This is a genomic window from Nonomuraea sp. NPDC004702, from assembly GCF_053601695.1.
On the sequence record NZ_JBSGCE010000015.1, the window covers coordinates 1 to 15,114 of the forward strand.

13 protein-coding genes are annotated in these 15,114 nt (G+C 72.6%); 3 read left to right on the forward strand and 10 right to left on the reverse strand.

Features of this window, described 5'->3' with window-relative positions; genetic code table 11:
• Positions 1–903 precede the first annotated feature (903 nt).
• Positions 904–2,475 (forward strand): glycosyltransferase family 39 protein, encoded by a 1,572-nt coding sequence (locus ACWEJ6_RS19970; protein ID WP_452425216.1) that lies wholly within the window; start codon positions 904–906, stop codon positions 2,473–2,475.
• A gap of 278 nt (positions 2,476–2,753) precedes the next feature.
• Here ACWEJ6_RS19970 and tyrS read toward each other — a convergent pair whose 3' ends face one another.
• Positions 2,754–4,019: a tyrosine--tRNA ligase gene (tyrS, locus tag ACWEJ6_RS19975; protein WP_352330051.1), complete on the reverse strand. Its 1,266-nt coding sequence runs from the start codon at positions 4,017–4,019 to the stop codon at positions 2,754–2,756.
• An 87-nt stretch (positions 4,020–4,106) separates the two neighbouring features.
• On the opposite strand from tyrS, the gene ACWEJ6_RS19980 reads away from it, so the two are divergent.
• Complete coding sequence (locus ACWEJ6_RS19980) at positions 4,107–4,508, forward strand: PH domain-containing protein (protein ID WP_452425219.1); 402 nt, start codon at positions 4,107–4,109, stop codon at positions 4,506–4,508.
• Here the strand turns inward: ACWEJ6_RS19980 and ACWEJ6_RS19985 are convergent.
• The 8 genes from ACWEJ6_RS19985 to argC all read right to left on the reverse strand — a co-directional run bounded on the left by ACWEJ6_RS19985 (position 4,448) and on the right by argC (position 12,355).
• Entirely contained in the window at positions 4,448–5,245 is a 798-nt protein-coding gene (locus ACWEJ6_RS19985; RefSeq protein WP_452425221.1) for a DNA-3-methyladenine glycosylase, read from the reverse strand. The genes ACWEJ6_RS19980 and ACWEJ6_RS19985 overlap by 61 nt on opposite strands.
• Positions 5,227–6,648 (reverse strand): argininosuccinate lyase, encoded by a 1,422-nt coding sequence (argH, locus tag ACWEJ6_RS19990; RefSeq protein ID WP_358285899.1) that lies wholly within the window; start codon positions 6,646–6,648, stop codon positions 5,227–5,229. Before argH ends, ACWEJ6_RS19985 begins: the two co-directional genes overlap by 19 nt.
• A gap of 78 nt (positions 6,649–6,726) precedes the next feature.
• Positions 6,727–7,236, reverse strand: coding sequence for an arginine repressor (locus ACWEJ6_RS19995; RefSeq protein ID WP_352330310.1), 510 nt, complete (start codon positions 7,234–7,236; stop codon positions 6,727–6,729).
• A complete protein-coding gene (argF, locus tag ACWEJ6_RS20000; protein WP_452425223.1) occupies positions 7,233–8,153 on the reverse strand; it encodes an ornithine carbamoyltransferase in 921 nt (306 codons plus the stop codon). Before argF ends, ACWEJ6_RS19995 begins: the two co-directional genes overlap by 4 nt.
• Entirely contained in the window at positions 8,150–9,316 is a 1,167-nt protein-coding gene (locus ACWEJ6_RS20005) for an acetylornithine transaminase (protein ID WP_452425226.1), read from the reverse strand. Before ACWEJ6_RS20005 ends, argF begins: the two co-directional genes overlap by 4 nt.
• Positions 9,313–10,188, reverse strand: a complete 876-nt coding sequence (gene argB, locus ACWEJ6_RS20010) for an acetylglutamate kinase (protein ID WP_452425228.1) — start codon at positions 10,186–10,188, stop codon at positions 9,313–9,315. The genes ACWEJ6_RS20005 and argB overlap by 4 nt, the downstream gene beginning before the upstream one ends.
• On the reverse strand, positions 10,185–11,336 hold the full coding sequence (gene argJ / locus ACWEJ6_RS20015; RefSeq protein WP_352364964.1) for a bifunctional glutamate N-acetyltransferase/amino-acid acetyltransferase ArgJ: 1,152 nt from the start codon (positions 11,334–11,336) through the stop codon (positions 10,185–10,187). The genes argB and argJ overlap by 4 nt, the downstream gene beginning before the upstream one ends.
• Positions 11,333–12,355, reverse strand: a complete 1,023-nt coding sequence (gene argC, locus ACWEJ6_RS20020) for an N-acetyl-gamma-glutamyl-phosphate reductase (RefSeq protein WP_452425230.1) — start codon at positions 12,353–12,355, stop codon at positions 11,333–11,335. Before argC ends, argJ begins: the two co-directional genes overlap by 4 nt.
• A gap of 164 nt (positions 12,356–12,519) precedes the next feature.
• Between argC and ACWEJ6_RS20025 the strand changes: the two genes are divergently transcribed.
• The gene (locus tag ACWEJ6_RS20025; protein ID WP_397165398.1) at positions 12,520–13,059 is read left to right on the forward strand and encodes a hypothetical protein; all 540 of its coding nucleotides are present in this window, start codon (positions 12,520–12,522) and stop codon (positions 13,057–13,059) included.
• A 15-nt stretch (positions 13,060–13,074) separates the two neighbouring features.
• Here ACWEJ6_RS20025 and ACWEJ6_RS20030 read toward each other — a convergent pair whose 3' ends face one another.
• A complete protein-coding gene (locus ACWEJ6_RS20030; RefSeq protein WP_452425232.1) occupies positions 13,075–15,114 on the reverse strand; it encodes a bifunctional aldolase/short-chain dehydrogenase in 2,040 nt (679 codons plus the stop codon).

Consider the following 15,114-nt stretch of genomic DNA (forward strand, 5'->3'; position numbering starts at 1 on the left):
ACTGGCTTTTAACACACTGTTGAGTTCTCAAGAAACGGACGCGTACTTCCTCACCAGAACCCGTTCCCGGATCCCCGCTCAGAGGCGTTCATTTCTTCTTCTTAATCTTAGCAGGCCCGCCGATTTCGTGTCAAATCCGGAGACTTGAACAAACCGGGCCAAACCTGTCTAGGATTGGATGCCCCGCTTCCGAGGCAACCCTCATAACTTACCGTGTCATCCGGCACTTGTCGAATCAACCGATTATTCGGCGTGCTTCGGGCGCCAGAGGACAACCCATGTCAAAGCGCGTTGAAGCGCCTCGACCGAGGTGGCTTGTCATCTCAAGGGGCTTGTCCTGGGGCCCGTCCGCCTGATCGGCGTCCGGCTCGCTCCCGGGACGAAGTGAAAGATTAGGTCGCGATCCGCGACACGTCAAATCGACGGACGGGAGCATGGCGGAACGCGGGATGACCGTGCTCGTCACGCGTGCTGCGCGAGCCATCGTCGGCGAGGGCTGGTTGCGGGGGCGGGGCGATTGGCGGTGGGAGGGAGTGATCAGCGGTTCGAAGGGGGTTGGAGAAGGGCGGTAGGGGTGAGAGTGAGGTCGGCCTGATGTGGCGGAGGCAGTGGGGTGGGGTGGCTCGTTCGGGCTCTGCGGGCGGGGAGCGGGAGAGACTGCAGTACTTGCTGCTCTGAGGTGCGGGGTTGTGTTCTGTGGCCGGTGCGCCAGCGCGTTCGCGACGAAGGCAGTGACTGGCGTGTGGAGGCTGTGGTGAGGGCAGGTCGCTCGGACGGTTGTCGGGTTCAGAGTGCAGGGCGGGGGTTCGGAGGGGCGCGTATTCTGCCCCGGTGACCACTGCCGCCACAATTGCCCCCTCGGTTCGACCTGTGACCCGTCTGCGTTCCTCTGCCCCTTGGTGGATGGCTTTGGTCGCGGGGGCGGTGGCGTTCTCGGGGACGGGGGCGGCCACCCTGAACGGTGACGAGCTGGCCACCATCAGCGCGGCTTCCCGGTCACTGGCGGGGTTGTGGGAGTTGGCCCGGAACATCGACGGGCACTTCCTGCCGTACTACCTGTTCATGCACTTCTGGATCAAGGCCGGCACGGCTGAGCTGTGGTTGCGGCTGCCGTCGGCGGTGGCGATCGGGGTGGCGGCCTGGTTCCTCGCCGACCTCGGAAGGCGGCTGCACAGTGTGCGGGCGGGCGTGATCGGGGCGGCGCTGTTCGCGATCCTGCCGTCCGTCTCCTATTACGGGGCTTTCGCCAGGTCCTACGCGTTCGCGGCGGCCGCGGTGGTGTTCTCGTTCTGGGCGCTGCACCGGGCGGTGGAGCGGCCGAGCGGGCGGCGGTGGGTGGCGTACGGGGTGGCGGTGGCGCTGGTGTGCTGCACACACCTGTTCGCGGTGCTGGCGCTGCCCGCGCACCTCGCCCTGGCGCGGCGTGGGGTGCTGGTGCGGATGGCGGTGGCGCTGGGGATCGGAGGTCTGCCCGCGGTCGTGCTGGGACTGGTCGGGTTCGGGGAGCGGCACGCGATCAGCTGGATCCCGCAGCGGGGGCCGGAGGTGTGGCTCAAGTTCCCGAAGATGGCGGCGGGCTCGACCGGGGCCGGGGTGCTGCTGTTCGCGGTCGCGCTGGCCGGTGCGGTGGTGCTCTGGAAGTCGACGGCGGGCCGTGATCGGGTGCGCGACGACGGAAGCCGGTCGGCGGGGGCTCGTCAGGCTTGGGGGCTGGGTGACGGTTCCGCGGGGGCTGAGCGGGTGCGGGGGGAAGGTGGCGGTTTCGCGGGGCTTGATCCGGGGGCCGGGGAAGGTGGTCGGTGGGCTGTTGCGGGGGTGGGGTGGCTGGTGTTGCCGCCGCTGCTGCTGCTCGCGGTCTCGCAGCTGGTGACGCCGGCGTACGTGGACCGGTACCTGTTCGTGACTGCGCCGGCGCTCGCGCTGCTGGCGGGGGTGGCCGTGGCGGGGGTGCCGCGGTTCCCGGTGCCGGCGGGGGTGGCCCTCGTGCTGGTGGGGGGTCTGCTCGCGGCTTCCGAGCATGTGACGGTACGCGAGGAGAACGGGCGGTTCGAGAACATCCCGTGGGCGTTGCGAGTGGTCAAGGCGGAGCCGAAGGACGCGATCGTGTACGGGCAGAGCCAGCTCCGGGCCGGGTTCGACTACTACGCGGACGCGGCGATGCCGGACGACGTACTGAAGACAGGGGACGTGCCGGACGCCGACGGGTTCGGCTACCCCGAAAGGTCGGAGGTCGCGGCGGCGTTGAAGGGGCGCGACCGGGTCTGGGTGGTGTGGCGGGGTACCAAGCAGGCGGGGTTGCAGGGCGACTCCGTGCCGCGGGTGGCGCAGGTGAGGCAGGCGGGGTTCGAGCCCGTGTCGGTCAAGCACTCGGCGGATCTGCCGGGGCTGACGGTGGCCCTGTTCGAACGGAAGCCAGAACGGAAACCAGCACGGACGCCGACGCGGACGCCGACACGGACGTCGGCGCGGAAATAGGACAGACGGGCCTCCCGGACGCCGCCTCGCCGTGCGGCAGCGGGCCTCCCGGGGGGCCGCCTCGCCATGGACAGTGGGCCTGTCAGGGCCCGCCTTGCCAGGCCGCAAGTGGCCCCGCAAGAGCTCGCCTCGCCATACAACAGAGTGGGCCCGCAAGACCCGCCCGGCCGTACGAAAGGCGGGCCCCGCAAGACCCGCCCGGCCATACGGAAGGCGGACCCGCAGGACCCCGGCCATACGGAAGGCGGGCCCCGGAGGGCCCGCCTCGCCGGTCGTGATCAGGCGACCTCGACGCCGCCGATCGACTTCTTGCCGCGGCGCAGGACCATGAACCGGCCCGCCAGCAGGTCGGACGCCTCGGGTACGTACGCCTCGTCGGTGATCTTGACGTTGTTCAGGTAGGCGCCGCCCTCCTTGACCGCGCGCCTGGCCGCCGACTTCGACTCGACCAGCCCGCTGTCGGCCAGCAGGTCGACGAAGGACGCCCCGAGCTCGGCGACGGTGGCCTTGGGGACCTCCGCCAGGGCGGCCTCCAGCGTGGCGGCGGGCAGGTCCTCCAGCGACCCCTGTCCGAACAGCGCCTTCGACGCGGCCATGACCGCTTCCAGCTCGGCGCGGCCGTGGAGCAGCTCGGTGAGGTCTTCGGCCAGCGTGCGCTGGGCCTCGCGGGCGAAGGGACGCTCGGCGACCGCCTTCTCCAGCTCTTCGATCTCCTCGCGGCTGCGGAACGTGAACACCTTCAGGTAGTGGATCACGTCCCGGTCGTCGGAGTTGAGGAAGTACTGGTAGAAGGCGTACGGGGAGGTCATCTCGGGGTCGAGCCAGAGCGCGCCGCCCGCCGTCTTGCCGAACTTGGTGCCGTCGGCCTTGGTGATCAGCGGCTGGGTCAGGACGTGCACGTGGCCGCCCTCGATGCGGCGGATCAGGTCGGCGCCCGCCGTGATGTTGCCCCACTGGTCGCTGCCGCCGATCTGCAGGGTGCAGTTGTAGCGGCGGAACAGCTCCAGGTAGTCGTTGGACTGCAGGATCTGGTAGCTGAACTCGGTGTAGCTGAGCCCCTCCCCCGCGAGCCTGGCCGAGACCGACTCCCTGGCGAGCATGCGGTTGACCGGGAAGTGCTTGCCGATGTCGCGCAGGAAGTCGATGGCGCTGAGCTCACCGGTCCAGTCGAGGTTGCTGACCAGGCGGGCCGGGTTGGACTCCGCGTCGAAGTCGAGGAACTTGCCGACCTGGCCGCGCAGGCGTTCCACCCACTCGGCGACGATCTCGCTGGAGTTGAGCGAGCGCTCGGTGTTGCGGCCGCTCGGGTCGCCGATCAGGCCGGTGGCGCCGCCGACCAGGCCGATCGGGTTGTGCCCGGCGAGCTGCAGGCGGCGCAGCGTGAGCAGCGGCACGAAGTGGCCGATGTGCAGGGACGGCGCTGTGGGGTCGAAACCGGAATAGACCGTGATCGGTGCCTTGGCCATGGACGCGCGCAGGGCGTCGAGGTCGGTGGACTGGGCGATCAATCCTCGCCACGCGAGGTCGTCGATGATGTCGGTCACGGTGATGTGGCTTCCCTGAGTCGGAGTCGGTGCCTTTAGCCTGCCCGATCGGTGTGCCGGCGCGCCACTTGGATACGCTCGGTGTCCATGTGGAGGGTCCGTCGCGAGCTGGCCGTTTTCAAGATCTTAGGGGCTCTGGCGTGCGCCGGGCTCGCCGTCTTCTGGTGGGTGGCCGGAGACGTGCGCGGGGTGATCCTCGCGGTGCCGGCGGCCGTGCTGGTGGGCGGGATGGGGCTGCGCGACGTGCTGGTGCCGGTGCGGCTGTCGGCCGACGCGGACGGGATCACGGTGGTGCACGGGTTCGCCGGCCGGCGGCACGTGCCGTGGGCGGCGATCGAGGACGTCACGGTGGACGTGCGCAGGCGGTTCGGGGTGCGCAGCGAGATGCTGGAGATCGACACCGGCGACCACCTGCACGTCTTCAGCGCTCACGAGCTGGGCGTCTCCCCCACGGAGGTGGCCGCGGAGCTGCGCCGGCGCGGCACGTGAGCCCGGTACGGCGAGACGGTCGGGTCGCCGTCGATCCAGAACCGCCACGGGGTCTCCTTGGCGGTCGAGACGCCGGTGCGCGGGCCTGACCTGATCGTGCCGGGGTCGGCGGGCCGGCCTTCGAGCACGGCGGCCGACCCGTGGGGCAGGCCGGTGAGCCAGGTCGCGTGCTCCGGCCCGTGACCAAAACGCCCGGAGTGCCCGGTGAGGGGATCGAGGGCCGCGGGTGCGCCTTCCCAGATCGCGTCGAGGCCGTTGTGCTCGCGCAGCAGGCCCAGCGCGACGGCCAGCCGGGCGGGGCCGCGGGCGAGGTCACGGTCCGGGACCCGCCCGCCCCGGCCGCCCTGACCGCCCGCCGGGGAGCGGCCGGCGGCGGGGGTGCGGCGGGTGCGGGCCTCGTCCAGGCCGGCGACGATCTCGCCGGCGCGGACCAGCACGGCCGAGCCGTGGCCCTCGGGCAGGCAGACGAGGTTCGCGCAGAAGTGCATGCCGTAGGTGAAGTACACGTACAGGTGGCCGGGCGGGCCGAACATGACGGCGTTGCGGGGGGTCCTGCCGCGGTAGGTGTGGGCCGCCGGGTCCTCGCCGGGGCCGCCGTACGCCTCGACCTCGGTGAGCCGCACGGCGACCGGGCCGTGCACGAGGACGCGTCCGAGCAGGTCGGGCGCGACCTCGTGCGAGGGCCGGTCGAAGAAACTCCGCGGCAGCGGCGCGGCGCTCAGTTGCCCGAGGCCCATGCCGCCTGCGCGTCGACCGCCTCGCGCAGGGCGACGAGCTGGTCGCGTACGCGGTCGGGCGCGGTGCCGCCGTGGGCCTTGCGGGCCGCGAGCGCGCCGGGCACGTTGAGCACGTCGCGGACGTCGGGCGTCAGGTGCGGCGAGACCTTGGCCAGCTCGTCGTCGCTCAGGTCGCCGAGGTCCTTGTCGTTGACCTGGCACCAGACCACCAGGTGGCCGACGGCCTCGTGCGCGTCGCGGAACGGCACGCCGCGCCGCACCAGCAGCTCGGCCAGGTCGGTGGCCAGGGCGAAGCCGTCGGGGGCCGAGGCCTCCATGCGGGCGGTGTTGACGCGCATGGTCGCGACCAGCCCGGCCATCGCGGGCAGGACGAGCAGCAGCGTGTCGACCGAGTCGAACACCGGCTCCTTGTCCTCCTGCAGGTCGCGGTTGTAGGTCAGCGGCAGGCCCTTGAGCGTGGTGAGCATCGACATGAGGTTGCCGATCAGGCGGCCGGACTTGCCGCGGGCCAGCTCGGCGACGTCGGGGTTCTTCTTCTGGGGCATGATCGACGAGCCGGTGGAGTAGGCGTCGTCCATCTCGATCCAGCGGAACTCCTGCGAGGCCCACAGGACGATCTCCTCGCCCAGCCGCGACAGGTGCACGCCGATCATCGCCGCGTCGAACAGGAACTCGGCGGCGAAGTCGCGGTCGGCGACGGCGTCCATCGAGTTGGGCGCGGCGGCGGAGAAGCCGAGCTCCTCGGCCACGGCCTGCGGGTCGAGCGGCAGCGAGGAGCCCGCCAGGGCGCCGGAGCCGAGCGGGGAGACCGCGGCGCGCTTGTCCCAGTCGGTGAGGCGGTCGATGTCGCGGGTGAAGGCGTGGACGTGGGCCAGGAGCTGGTGGCCGAAGGAGACGGGCTGGGCGTGCTGCAGGTGCGTCATGCCCGGCGCGGCGGTCTCGGCGTGCTGCTCGGCCTGGGCCATCAGCGCGGTCTCCAGCTCGACCAGGCGGGAGACGATGCTGCGCACGTGGTCGCGGAGGTAGAGGCGCAGGTCGGTGGCGATCTGGTCGTTGCGGCTGCGGCCCGCGCGCAGCTTGCCGCCGAGCGAGCCGAGCCGCTCCAGCAGGCCGCGCTCCAGCGCGGTGTGCACGTCCTCGTCGGCCACGGTCGGGCGGAACTCGCCCGCCTTGCAGGCGGCCTCCAGGTCGTCGAGCGCGCCGATCATGCGCTCGAGCTCCTCGTCGCTCAGCAGCCCCGCCCTGTGCAGCACGCGGGCGTGCGCCCTGGACGCCGCCAGGTCGTACGGCACCAGCCGCCAGTCGAAGTGCACGCTCACCGACAGCCGGGCCAGCGCGTCGGACGGACCGCTCTCGAAGCGCCCGCCCCACAGCCGCATCGGCTTGCCATCACTCACCGTCATCTCCTCCATTTCCCACGCGACCATAGTGCAACTCAGCCCTTCTTTGCGTCAGGGGCGGCCGCGATCCCGGCGACCGGTTCAGCCACGCCGGTCCGCCACGCGCAGCAGCGCCTCGGCGACGGCCTGGCCGCCCGCCGGATCCCGGCTGATGACGAGGATCGTGTCGTCGCCCGCCACGGTGCCGAGGATCGACTCCCAGTCGGCGTGGTCGATGGCGGAGGCGAGGAACTGGGCGGCGCCCGGCGGGGTGCGGACCATGACCAGGTTGGCCGAGGCCTCGGCGGCCACCAGCAGTTCCTCGGCGATGCGGTGCAGCCGCGCCGCCGGGGTCTCGCCGCCGCCGCCGGTCCTGGTGAGCGGGATGCGGTCGCCGCCCTCGCCGGGCAGCGCGTACACCAGGGAGCCGTCGTCGGCGCGCAGCTTGAGCGCGCCGAGCTCGTCCAGGTCGCGGGAGAGGGTGGCCTGGGTGACCTCGACGCCGCTCTCGGCCAGCAGCTTGGCCAGCTCCGGCTGGGAGCGCACGGCCTTGCGCTGCAGCAGGTCGGTGATCTTCGCCTGCCGCGCGGCCTTGGTCATCGGGATGGTCATCCGCGGGTCACCAGCCAGTGGAGCAGGGCCTTCTGGGCGTGCAGCCGGTTCTCCGCCTGGTCCCACACGACGCTGGCCGGCCCGTCGAGGACGTCGGCGGTGATCTCCTTGCCGCGGTAGGCGGGCAGGCAGTGCAGGACGATCGCCTCGGGCGCGGCGTGCTCCAGCAGCCCGGCGTTCACCTGGTACGGCGCGAACGCCGCCGCCCGCTCCTGCTCGCCGCTCTGCCCCATGGACACCCACGTGTCGGTGGCGATCACGTGCGCCCCCTGGACGGCGGCGGCCGGGTCGGTCATCGCGACCACCGATCCGCCGGTCCTGGCCGCGACGGCGGCGGCCTGGCCGAGGATCACCGCGTCGGGCTGGTAGCCGGCCGGGGCGGCGATCCGGACGTGCATGCCGGCCGTGGCGCCGCCGAGCAGGTAGGAGTGGGCCATGTTGTTGGCGCCGTCGCCGACGTAGGTCAGCGTCAGCCCGGCCGTGCCGCCCAGCCGCTCGCGGACGGTCTGCAGGTCGGCGAGGATCTGGCAGGGGTGGAAGTCGTCGGTGAGCGCGTTGACGACGGGCACCGCCGAGGCGGCGGCCATCTCCTCGACGAGTCGCTGCCCGGTGGTGCGCCACACGATGGCGGCCACCTGGCGGTCGAGCACGCGGGCGATGTCGGCGGTCGGCTCGCCCCTGCCCATCAGCACCGCGACGTTGTCCACGACGAGCGGCAGGCCGCCGAGCTCGCCGATGCCGGTGTGGAAGGAGACGCGGGTGCGGGCCGAGGGTTTGTCGAACAGGACGGCGACGGTCTTCGGGCCCTCGAACGGTCGGTAGCCGAACCGGTCCTTCTTCATCGCGGCGGCCAGGTCGAGCACCTCCGCCTGCTCCTCCGGCGTCAGGTCGTCATCCCTCAGGAAATGCCGGGTCACGCCGACGCCTCCTCAAGGATCGCGGGGAACGCCTCGACGAAGGCGGTCACCTCCTCGTGGGTGACCACGAGCGGGGGCGCGAGGCGCACGGCGTCCGGCTGGAGGGCGTTGACCAGGAAGCCCGCCTCGGCGGCGGCCTGCTGCACCCGCGTGGACCGCTCCTCCGTCAGGACGGCGGCCAGCCACAGCCCGCGCCCGCGCACGCCCTTCAGCAGCGGGTGGCGGACGGCCTCCAGGCCGCCGCGCAGCCCGGCGGCGACCGACTTGACGTGGTCGAGGTCGAGGTTGTCCAGCACGGCCAGGGCCGCGGCGCACGAGACGGGGTTGCCGCCGAACGTCGAGCCGTGGTCGCCCTTGTCGAAGAGCCGGCCGGCCTCGCCGAACCCGACGCACGCGCCGATCGGCAGGCCGCCGCCGAGGCCCTTGGCCAGGGTCAGGATGTCGGGGGTGACGCCGTCGGCCTGGTGGGCGAACCAGTGGCCGGTACGGCCGATCGCCGACTGGATCTCGTCGGCGACCAGCAGCGCGCCGGTGGCGTCGCAGATCTCGCGGGCGGCCTCGAAGTAGCCCTCGGGCGGCGGGACGACGCCGGCCTCGCCCTGCGTCGGCTCCAGGAACACCGCGATGCAGTCGCCGGTCACCGCCTCCTTGAGCGCGTCGGCGTCGCCGTACGGGACGAAGCGCACGTCGACGGGGAACGGGCCGAACTGGTCGCGGATGGCCTTCTTGCCGGTCAGCGACAGGGCGCCGATCGTCCGGCCGTGGAAGCCGTTCTCGGCGGCCACGAAGTAGGAGCGGCCCTCGCGCCGGCCGTACTTGAGGGCGAGCTTGTAGGCGGCCTCGTTGGCCTCGGTGCCGGAATTGGCGAAGAAGATCCGGGCGGGCGCGTTGAGCAGGCCGAGCAGCCGCTCGGCGAGCAGCACCTCGGGCTCGTGCAGGAACAGGTTGCTGGTGTGGGCGAGCGTGGCGACCTGCTTGGAGACGGCCTCGACCAGGGCGGGGTGGGCGTGGCCGAGCGAGCTGACCGCGATGCCGCCGATGAAGTCGAGGTACTCCTTGCCGTCGACGTCCCAGACGCGGGTGCCCTCGCCGCGGGCCAGGGCGATCGGGGGGACGCCGTAGTTGGGCATGAACGCCTGCTCGAACCGCTCGTGGAGGCTCATGAGGGCATCACCATGGTTCCGATTCCTTCGTTGGTGAAGATTTCCAGCAGCATCGAGTGGGGCACGCGGCCGTCGAGGACGTGCGCCTGGGGCACTCCCCCGCGCACGGCGGTCAGGCACGCCTCCATCTTGGGGACCATGCCGCTGGACAGCGTGGGCAGCAGCTTCTCCAGCTCGTCGGCGTCGAGCTGGTCGATCACGTCGGTGTCGTCGGGCCAGTTGGCGTACAGGCCCTCGACGTCGGTGAGGACGATCAGCTTCTGCGCGCCGAGCGCCACGGCCAGCGCGGCGGCCGCGGTGTCCGCGTTCACGTTGTAGATCTCTCCGTCGACGCCGACGGCGACGCTGGAGACGACCGGGATGCGGCCGTCGTCGATCAGCGCGCGCACCGCGCCGGGATCGACCTTGACGATCTCGCCGACCTGGCCGATGTCCACCGGCTCGCCGTCGACGAGCGCGGGCTTGCGCTCGGCGGTGAACAGGCAGGCGTCCTCGCCGGACATGCCGACGGCGAACGGGCCGTGCCGGTTGACCAGGCCGACGATGTCGCGGCCCACCTGGCCGACCAGGACCATCCTGACGACCTGCATGGCCTCGGGCGTGGTGACGCGCAGGCCGGCGGTGAAGGTGGACTCGATGCCGTGTCTGTCGAGGGCGCTGCTGATCTGCGGGCCGCCGCCGTGGACGACGACCGGGCGCAGGCCGGCGTGGTGCAGGAACACGACGTCCTCGGCGAAGCCCTCCTTGAGGGACTCGTCGGTCATGGCGTTGCCGCCGTACTTGATGACGACGGTCGCGCCGTGGAAGCGGGTCAGCCAGGGCAGCGCCTCGATCAGCGCCTCGGCCTTGGTGGCCGCGGTGACGGCCCTCACGAGGAGTACGCCGAGTTCTCGTGGACGTACTCGGCGGTCAGGTCCGTGGTGTGGATCGTGGCGCTGTGGCGGCCGGCCGACAGGTCGATGGTGATCGTCACGTCCCTGGGGCGCATGTCGACCTTGGAGCGGTCGTCGCCGACGGAGCCGTCGCGGCAGATCCAGATGCCGTTGATGGCGACGTTGACCCGGTCGGGCTCGAAGGCGGCCTTCGTCGTGCCGACGGCGGCCAGGACGCGGCCCCAGTTGGGGTCCTCGCCGTGGATGGCGCACTTGAGCAGGTTGGATCGGGCGACGGTGCGGCCCACCTCGACGGCGTCGTCCTCGGAGGCGGCGCCGACGACCTCGACGGCGATCGCCTTGGAGGCGCCCTCGGCGTCCACGAGCAGCTGCCTGGCCAGGTCGGCGCAGACCTCCTGCACCTTCTGCCCGAACTCGGCCAGGTCGGGCCTGACCCCGGCGGCGCCGCTGGCCAGCAGCAGCACGGTGTCGTTGGTGGACATGCAGCCGTCGGAGTCGAGCCGGTCGAAGGTGGTCGCCGTGGCGGCGCGCAACGCCGTGTCGAGCTCCTCGCTGGTCAGGTCGGCGTCGGTGGTGATCACGCAGAGCATGGTGGCCAGGGCGGGGGCGAGCATGCCGGCGCCCTTGGCCATGCCGCCGACCATGTAGCCGTCGGCCCGCTTGAAGGAGATCTTGGAGACGGTGTCGGTGGTGCGGATGGCGTCGGCGGCGGCCAGGCCGCCGTCGCGGGAGAGCTGGCCAGCGGCGGTCTGGACGCCGGTCAGCAGGGCCTCCATCGGCAGCCGCTCGCCGATCAGGCCGGTGGAGCAGACCGCGATCTCGCCGGCGCTGTCGCCGATGACCTCGGCGACCTTCTCGGCGGTGGCGTGGGTGTCCTGGAAGCCCTCGGGGCCGGTGCAGGCGTTGGCGCCGCCGGAGTTGAGCACCACCGCGCGCAGCCGCCCGCCCGCCAGGACCTGCTGCGACCAGAGCACGGGAGCGGCCTTGACGCGGTTGGCGGTGAAGACGCCCGCGGCGGCGCGGCTGGGCCCGTCGTTGACGACGAGGGCCAGGTCGCGGGCGTCGCCGGACTTGATGCCGGCGGCGATGCCCGCGGCCCGGAAGCCCAGTGGGGCGGTGACACTCATGGAGCAACTCCTGTCAGGGGAAGGCCGAGCTCTTCCGGCAGGCCGAGGGCGAGGTTGACGCTCTGGACGGCGCCTCCGGCCGTGCCCTTGGTGAGGTTGTCGATGGCGATGACGGCGACCACGCGGCCGGCGCGCTCGTCGAGCGTCACCTGGAGGGTGGCGGTGTTGGCGCCGTACGTCATGGAGGTGGCCGGCCAGACGCCCTCGGGCAGGAGCCGGACGAACGGCTCGGCCTTGAGCGCGACCTCGTAGGCGGTGCGCAGCGACTCGCGGGTGAGGCCGGGGGCGGCGGGGGCGGTGCAGGTGGCCAGGATGCCGCGGCTCATGGGGGCCAGGGTGGGGGTGAAGGAGACGCGTACGGGGGCGCCGGCGACGGCGGACAGCCCCTGCTCCATCTCGGGGGTGTGGCGGTGGACGCCGCCCACGGCGTACGCGCTGACCGAGCCCATGACCTCGCTGCCCAGCAGGTGGGGCTTGGCCGCCTTGCCCGCGCCGCTGGTGCCGCTGGCGGCCACCACGACGACGTCGGGACCGGCCAGGCCCGCGGCGAAGGCGGGCCACAGGGCCAGCAACACCGAGGTCGGGTAGCAGCCGGGGACGGCGACGCGCCGGGTTGTGCGCAGCACCTCGCGCTGGCCGGGCAGCTCGGGCAGGCCGTAGGGCCAGGTGCCGGCGTGGTCGCCGCCGTAGAACTCCTGCCAGGCCGCGGGGTCGGCGAGCCGGTGGTCGGCGCCGCAGTCGACCACGATCGTGTCCTCGCCGAGCTCGGCGGCGACGGCGGCCGAGTGGCCGTGCGGCAGCGCGAGGAAGACCACGTCGTGCCCGGCGAGCACGCCGGGCGTGGTCTCCTCCAGGACGCGGTCGGCGAGCTGCGGCAGGTGCGGTTGGTGGGCGCCGAGCAGACTGCCGGCGTTGGAGGCCGCGGTGAGCGCGCCGATCTCGAACTCGGGATGGCCGAGCAGGAGGCGGAGCAGCTCACCTCCGGCGTAGCCGCTGGCTCCCGCGATCGCTGCTCTCATCCGGCCCTCCTGCATAAGTATGCACCCTATCTCATGACCTTGCTTGTGAAGATGATGCACTCAAGAGGATGATTATGCAAGCCGGGACGGCCCGCGCCGGTGACGGGTCCATGTCCCAGTCCTTTCCAGGCCAATCCCAAGTGGCGGGCGGGATGCTGCCGGGCATGAGCGACTTCCTGCCCGATCTCACCTTCGTCACCCCGTCGCGCGGGCCCGGTCCCGGGCCGTTCGGGCGCGCCGTCATCGTGCTGCTGTGGGTGGGGATCTGCGTGCTGCCGGCGGTGCTGTCGGTCCAGGACTTCCGGCTGGCCACCGGGCGGACCGGCACGCCGGGGACGCTGACCGTGCTCTCCTGCGCCGACCTGGGCCAGGGGCGTTACGACTGCAAGGGGCGGTTCACGCCCGACTCCGGCGGCCCGTCCGTCCCGGTGGACGCCTCCCCCGACTCCGCGGCGGGCGACGTGACGCGGGCGCAGCTCACGCCCGAGGGCGACCGGGCGGCACCGGCCGGGACCAGAGGCGTGCTGGCCGCGATGGCCCTGCCCGCGGTGGGGCTGGGCGGGATCGGGTTCCTGCCCTACGTGCTGCTCTACTGGGCCGGGGCGGGACGGCGGGCCAGGCGGGCGGCCGTGGCGGCGGGCTGCGTGGTCACCGCCGCCGGGGCGCTGCTGATGGTGGTGGGGGTGGTGGCGGCCTACTCGTGAGGCCGCCACCCGGGCTCACCTGAGGAAGGCGGCGGCGACGCCCGCGTCCACCGGGACGTGCAGGCCCGTGGTGTGGGTCAGGTCGGAGCCGGTGAGCGCGTAGACCGCGGCGGCCACGTGCTCGGGCAGGACCTCGCGCTTGAGCAGGGTGCGCCGGGCGTAGAACTCGCCCAGGCGCTCCTCCTCCACGCCGTACACCGCCGCGCGGTTGGCGCCCCAGCCGGAGGCGAAGATGCCCGAGCCGCGCACCACGCCGTCGGGGTTGACGCCGTTGACGCGGACGCCGTGCTCGCCCAGCTCGGCGGCCAGCAGGCGGACCTGGTGGGCCTGGTCGGCCTTGGCCGCGCCGTAGGCGACGTTGTTCGGCCCGGCGAAGACGGCGTTCTTGGAGGAGATGTAGACGATGTCCCCGCCCATCGCCTGATCGATCAGCACCCGGGCGCATTCGCGGGAGACCAGGAACGAGCCGCGCGCCATCACGTCGTGCTGCAGGTCCCAGTCGTCCAGGCTGGTCTCCAGCAGGGAGCGCGACAACGACAGGCCGGCGTTGTTCACCACCAGGTCCACGCCGCCGAAGGCGAGCACGGCGGCCCGTACGGCGGCCACGACCTGCTCCTCGGAGGTGACGTCCACCTCCACGGCCACCGCGACGTCGGACGCCCGGTACGCCCCGGCCCCGAGCTCGGCGGCGACCTTCCCCGCGGCGGCCTGGTCGCGGTCGGCGAGCACCACGCACGCGCCCTCGGCGGCCAGCCGCCGCGCGGTCGCCGCGCCGATGCCCGAGCCCGCGCCGGTGACCAGCGCCACCCGCCCGGCCAGCGGCTTCGGCTTCGGCATCCGGCGCAGCTTGGCCTCCTCCAGCTCCCAGTACTCGATCCGGAACTTCTCCGACTCCGGAATGGGCGCGTAGGCGGAGACGGACTCGGCGCCGCGCATGACGTTGATCGCGTTGACGTAGAACTCGCCGGCCACGCGGGCGGTCTGCTTGTCCTTGCCGAAGGAGAACATGCCGACGCCGGGCACCAGCACGATCGCCGGGTCCGCGCCGCGCATCGGCGGCGAGTCCGGGGTGGCGTGGCGCTCGTAGTAGGCGGTGTAGTCGGCGCGGTAGGCGGCGTGCAGCTCGCGCAGCCGGGCGACCGCCTGGTCCAGGGGCGCGTCCGGCGGCAGGTCCAGGACCAGCGGGGCGACCTTGGTGCGCAGGAAGTGGTCGGGGCAGGACGTGCCGAGCGCGGCCAGGCGCGGGTGCTCGGCGCGGGAGAGGAAGTCCAGCACCTCCGGGGTGCCGGTGTAGTGGCCGACCTGCCGCGCGTCCGAGGAGGCCAGCCCGCGCACGACCGGGAACAGCGCGGCGGCCCGCGCGTGCCGTTCGTCCTCGGGCAGCGGCTCGTGGAGCACCGGCCCGAACGGGTCGGGACGGCCGTTCGCGGCCAGGTACTCCTCGGCGGTGCGGATGATCTCCAGGGAGCGGGCCTCGCACTCCTGCGAGGTGGCGCCCCAGGCGGTGATGCCGTGGCCGCCGAGCACGCAGCCGATGGCCTGCGGGTTGGCCTCCTTGACGGCGGCGATGTCCAGGCCGAGCTGGAAGCCGGGCCGCCGCCACGGCACCCACACCACGCGGTCGCCGAAGACGCGCCGGGTCAGCTCCTCGCCGTCGCGGGCGGTGGCCAGGGCGATCCCGGCGTCGGGGTGCAGGTGGTCCACGTGGGCGGCCTCGACCAGGCCGTGCATGGCGGTGTCGATCGAGGGGGCGGCGCCGCCCCTGCCGTGCAGGCAGTAGTCGAAGGCGGCGACCATCTCGTCCTCGCGCTCGACGCCGGGATAGACGGCGGCCAGCGCGCGCAGGCGGTCCAGGCGCAGGACGGCCAGGCCCGCCTCCTTGAGCGTGCCGAGGTCGCCGCCGGAGCCCTTGACCCAGAGCAGGTCGACGTCCCGGCCGGTGACCGGGTCGGCGGCGCGGCCCTTGGCTGAGGTGTTGCCGCCGGCGAAGTTGGTGTTGCGCGGGTCGGCGCCCAGGCGGTGGGAGCGGTCCAGGAGCTCGTTGATGACGTCCAT

Excerpts from the sequence above, each read along its gene's own strand:
- ACWEJ6_RS19970 (WP_452425216.1), top strand. The coding sequence starts at position 904 with ATGGCTTTGGTCGCGGGGGCGGTGGCGTTCTCGGGGACGGGGGCGGCC.
- ACWEJ6_RS19980 (WP_452425219.1), top strand. The coding sequence starts at position 4,107 with ATGTGGAGGGTCCGTCGCGAGCTGGCCGTTTTCAAGATCTTAGGGGCT.
- ACWEJ6_RS19985 (WP_452425221.1), bottom strand. The coding sequence starts at position 5,245 with ATGGGCCTCGGGCAACTGAGCGCCGCGCCGCTGCCGCGGAGTTTCTTC.
- argH (WP_358285899.1), bottom strand. The coding sequence starts at position 6,648 with ATGACGGTGAGTGATGGCAAGCCGATGCGGCTGTGGGGCGGGCGCTTC.
- ACWEJ6_RS19995 (WP_352330310.1), bottom strand. The coding sequence starts at position 7,236 with ATGACCATCCCGATGACCAAGGCCGCGCGGCAGGCGAAGATCACCGAC.
- ACWEJ6_RS20005 (WP_452425226.1), bottom strand. The coding sequence starts at position 9,316 with ATGAGCCTCCACGAGCGGTTCGAGCAGGCGTTCATGCCCAACTACGGC.
- argJ (WP_352364964.1), bottom strand. The coding sequence starts at position 11,336 with ATGAGTGTCACCGCCCCACTGGGCTTCCGGGCCGCGGGCATCGCCGCC.
- argC (WP_452425230.1), bottom strand. The coding sequence starts at position 12,355 with ATGAGAGCAGCGATCGCGGGAGCCAGCGGCTACGCCGGAGGTGAGCTG.
- ACWEJ6_RS20025 (WP_397165398.1), top strand. The coding sequence starts at position 12,520 with ATGAGCGACTTCCTGCCCGATCTCACCTTCGTCACCCCGTCGCGCGGG.
- ACWEJ6_RS20030 (WP_452425232.1), bottom strand. The coding sequence starts at position 15,114 with ATGGACGTCATCAACGAGCTCCTGGACCGCTCCCACCGCCTGGGCGCC.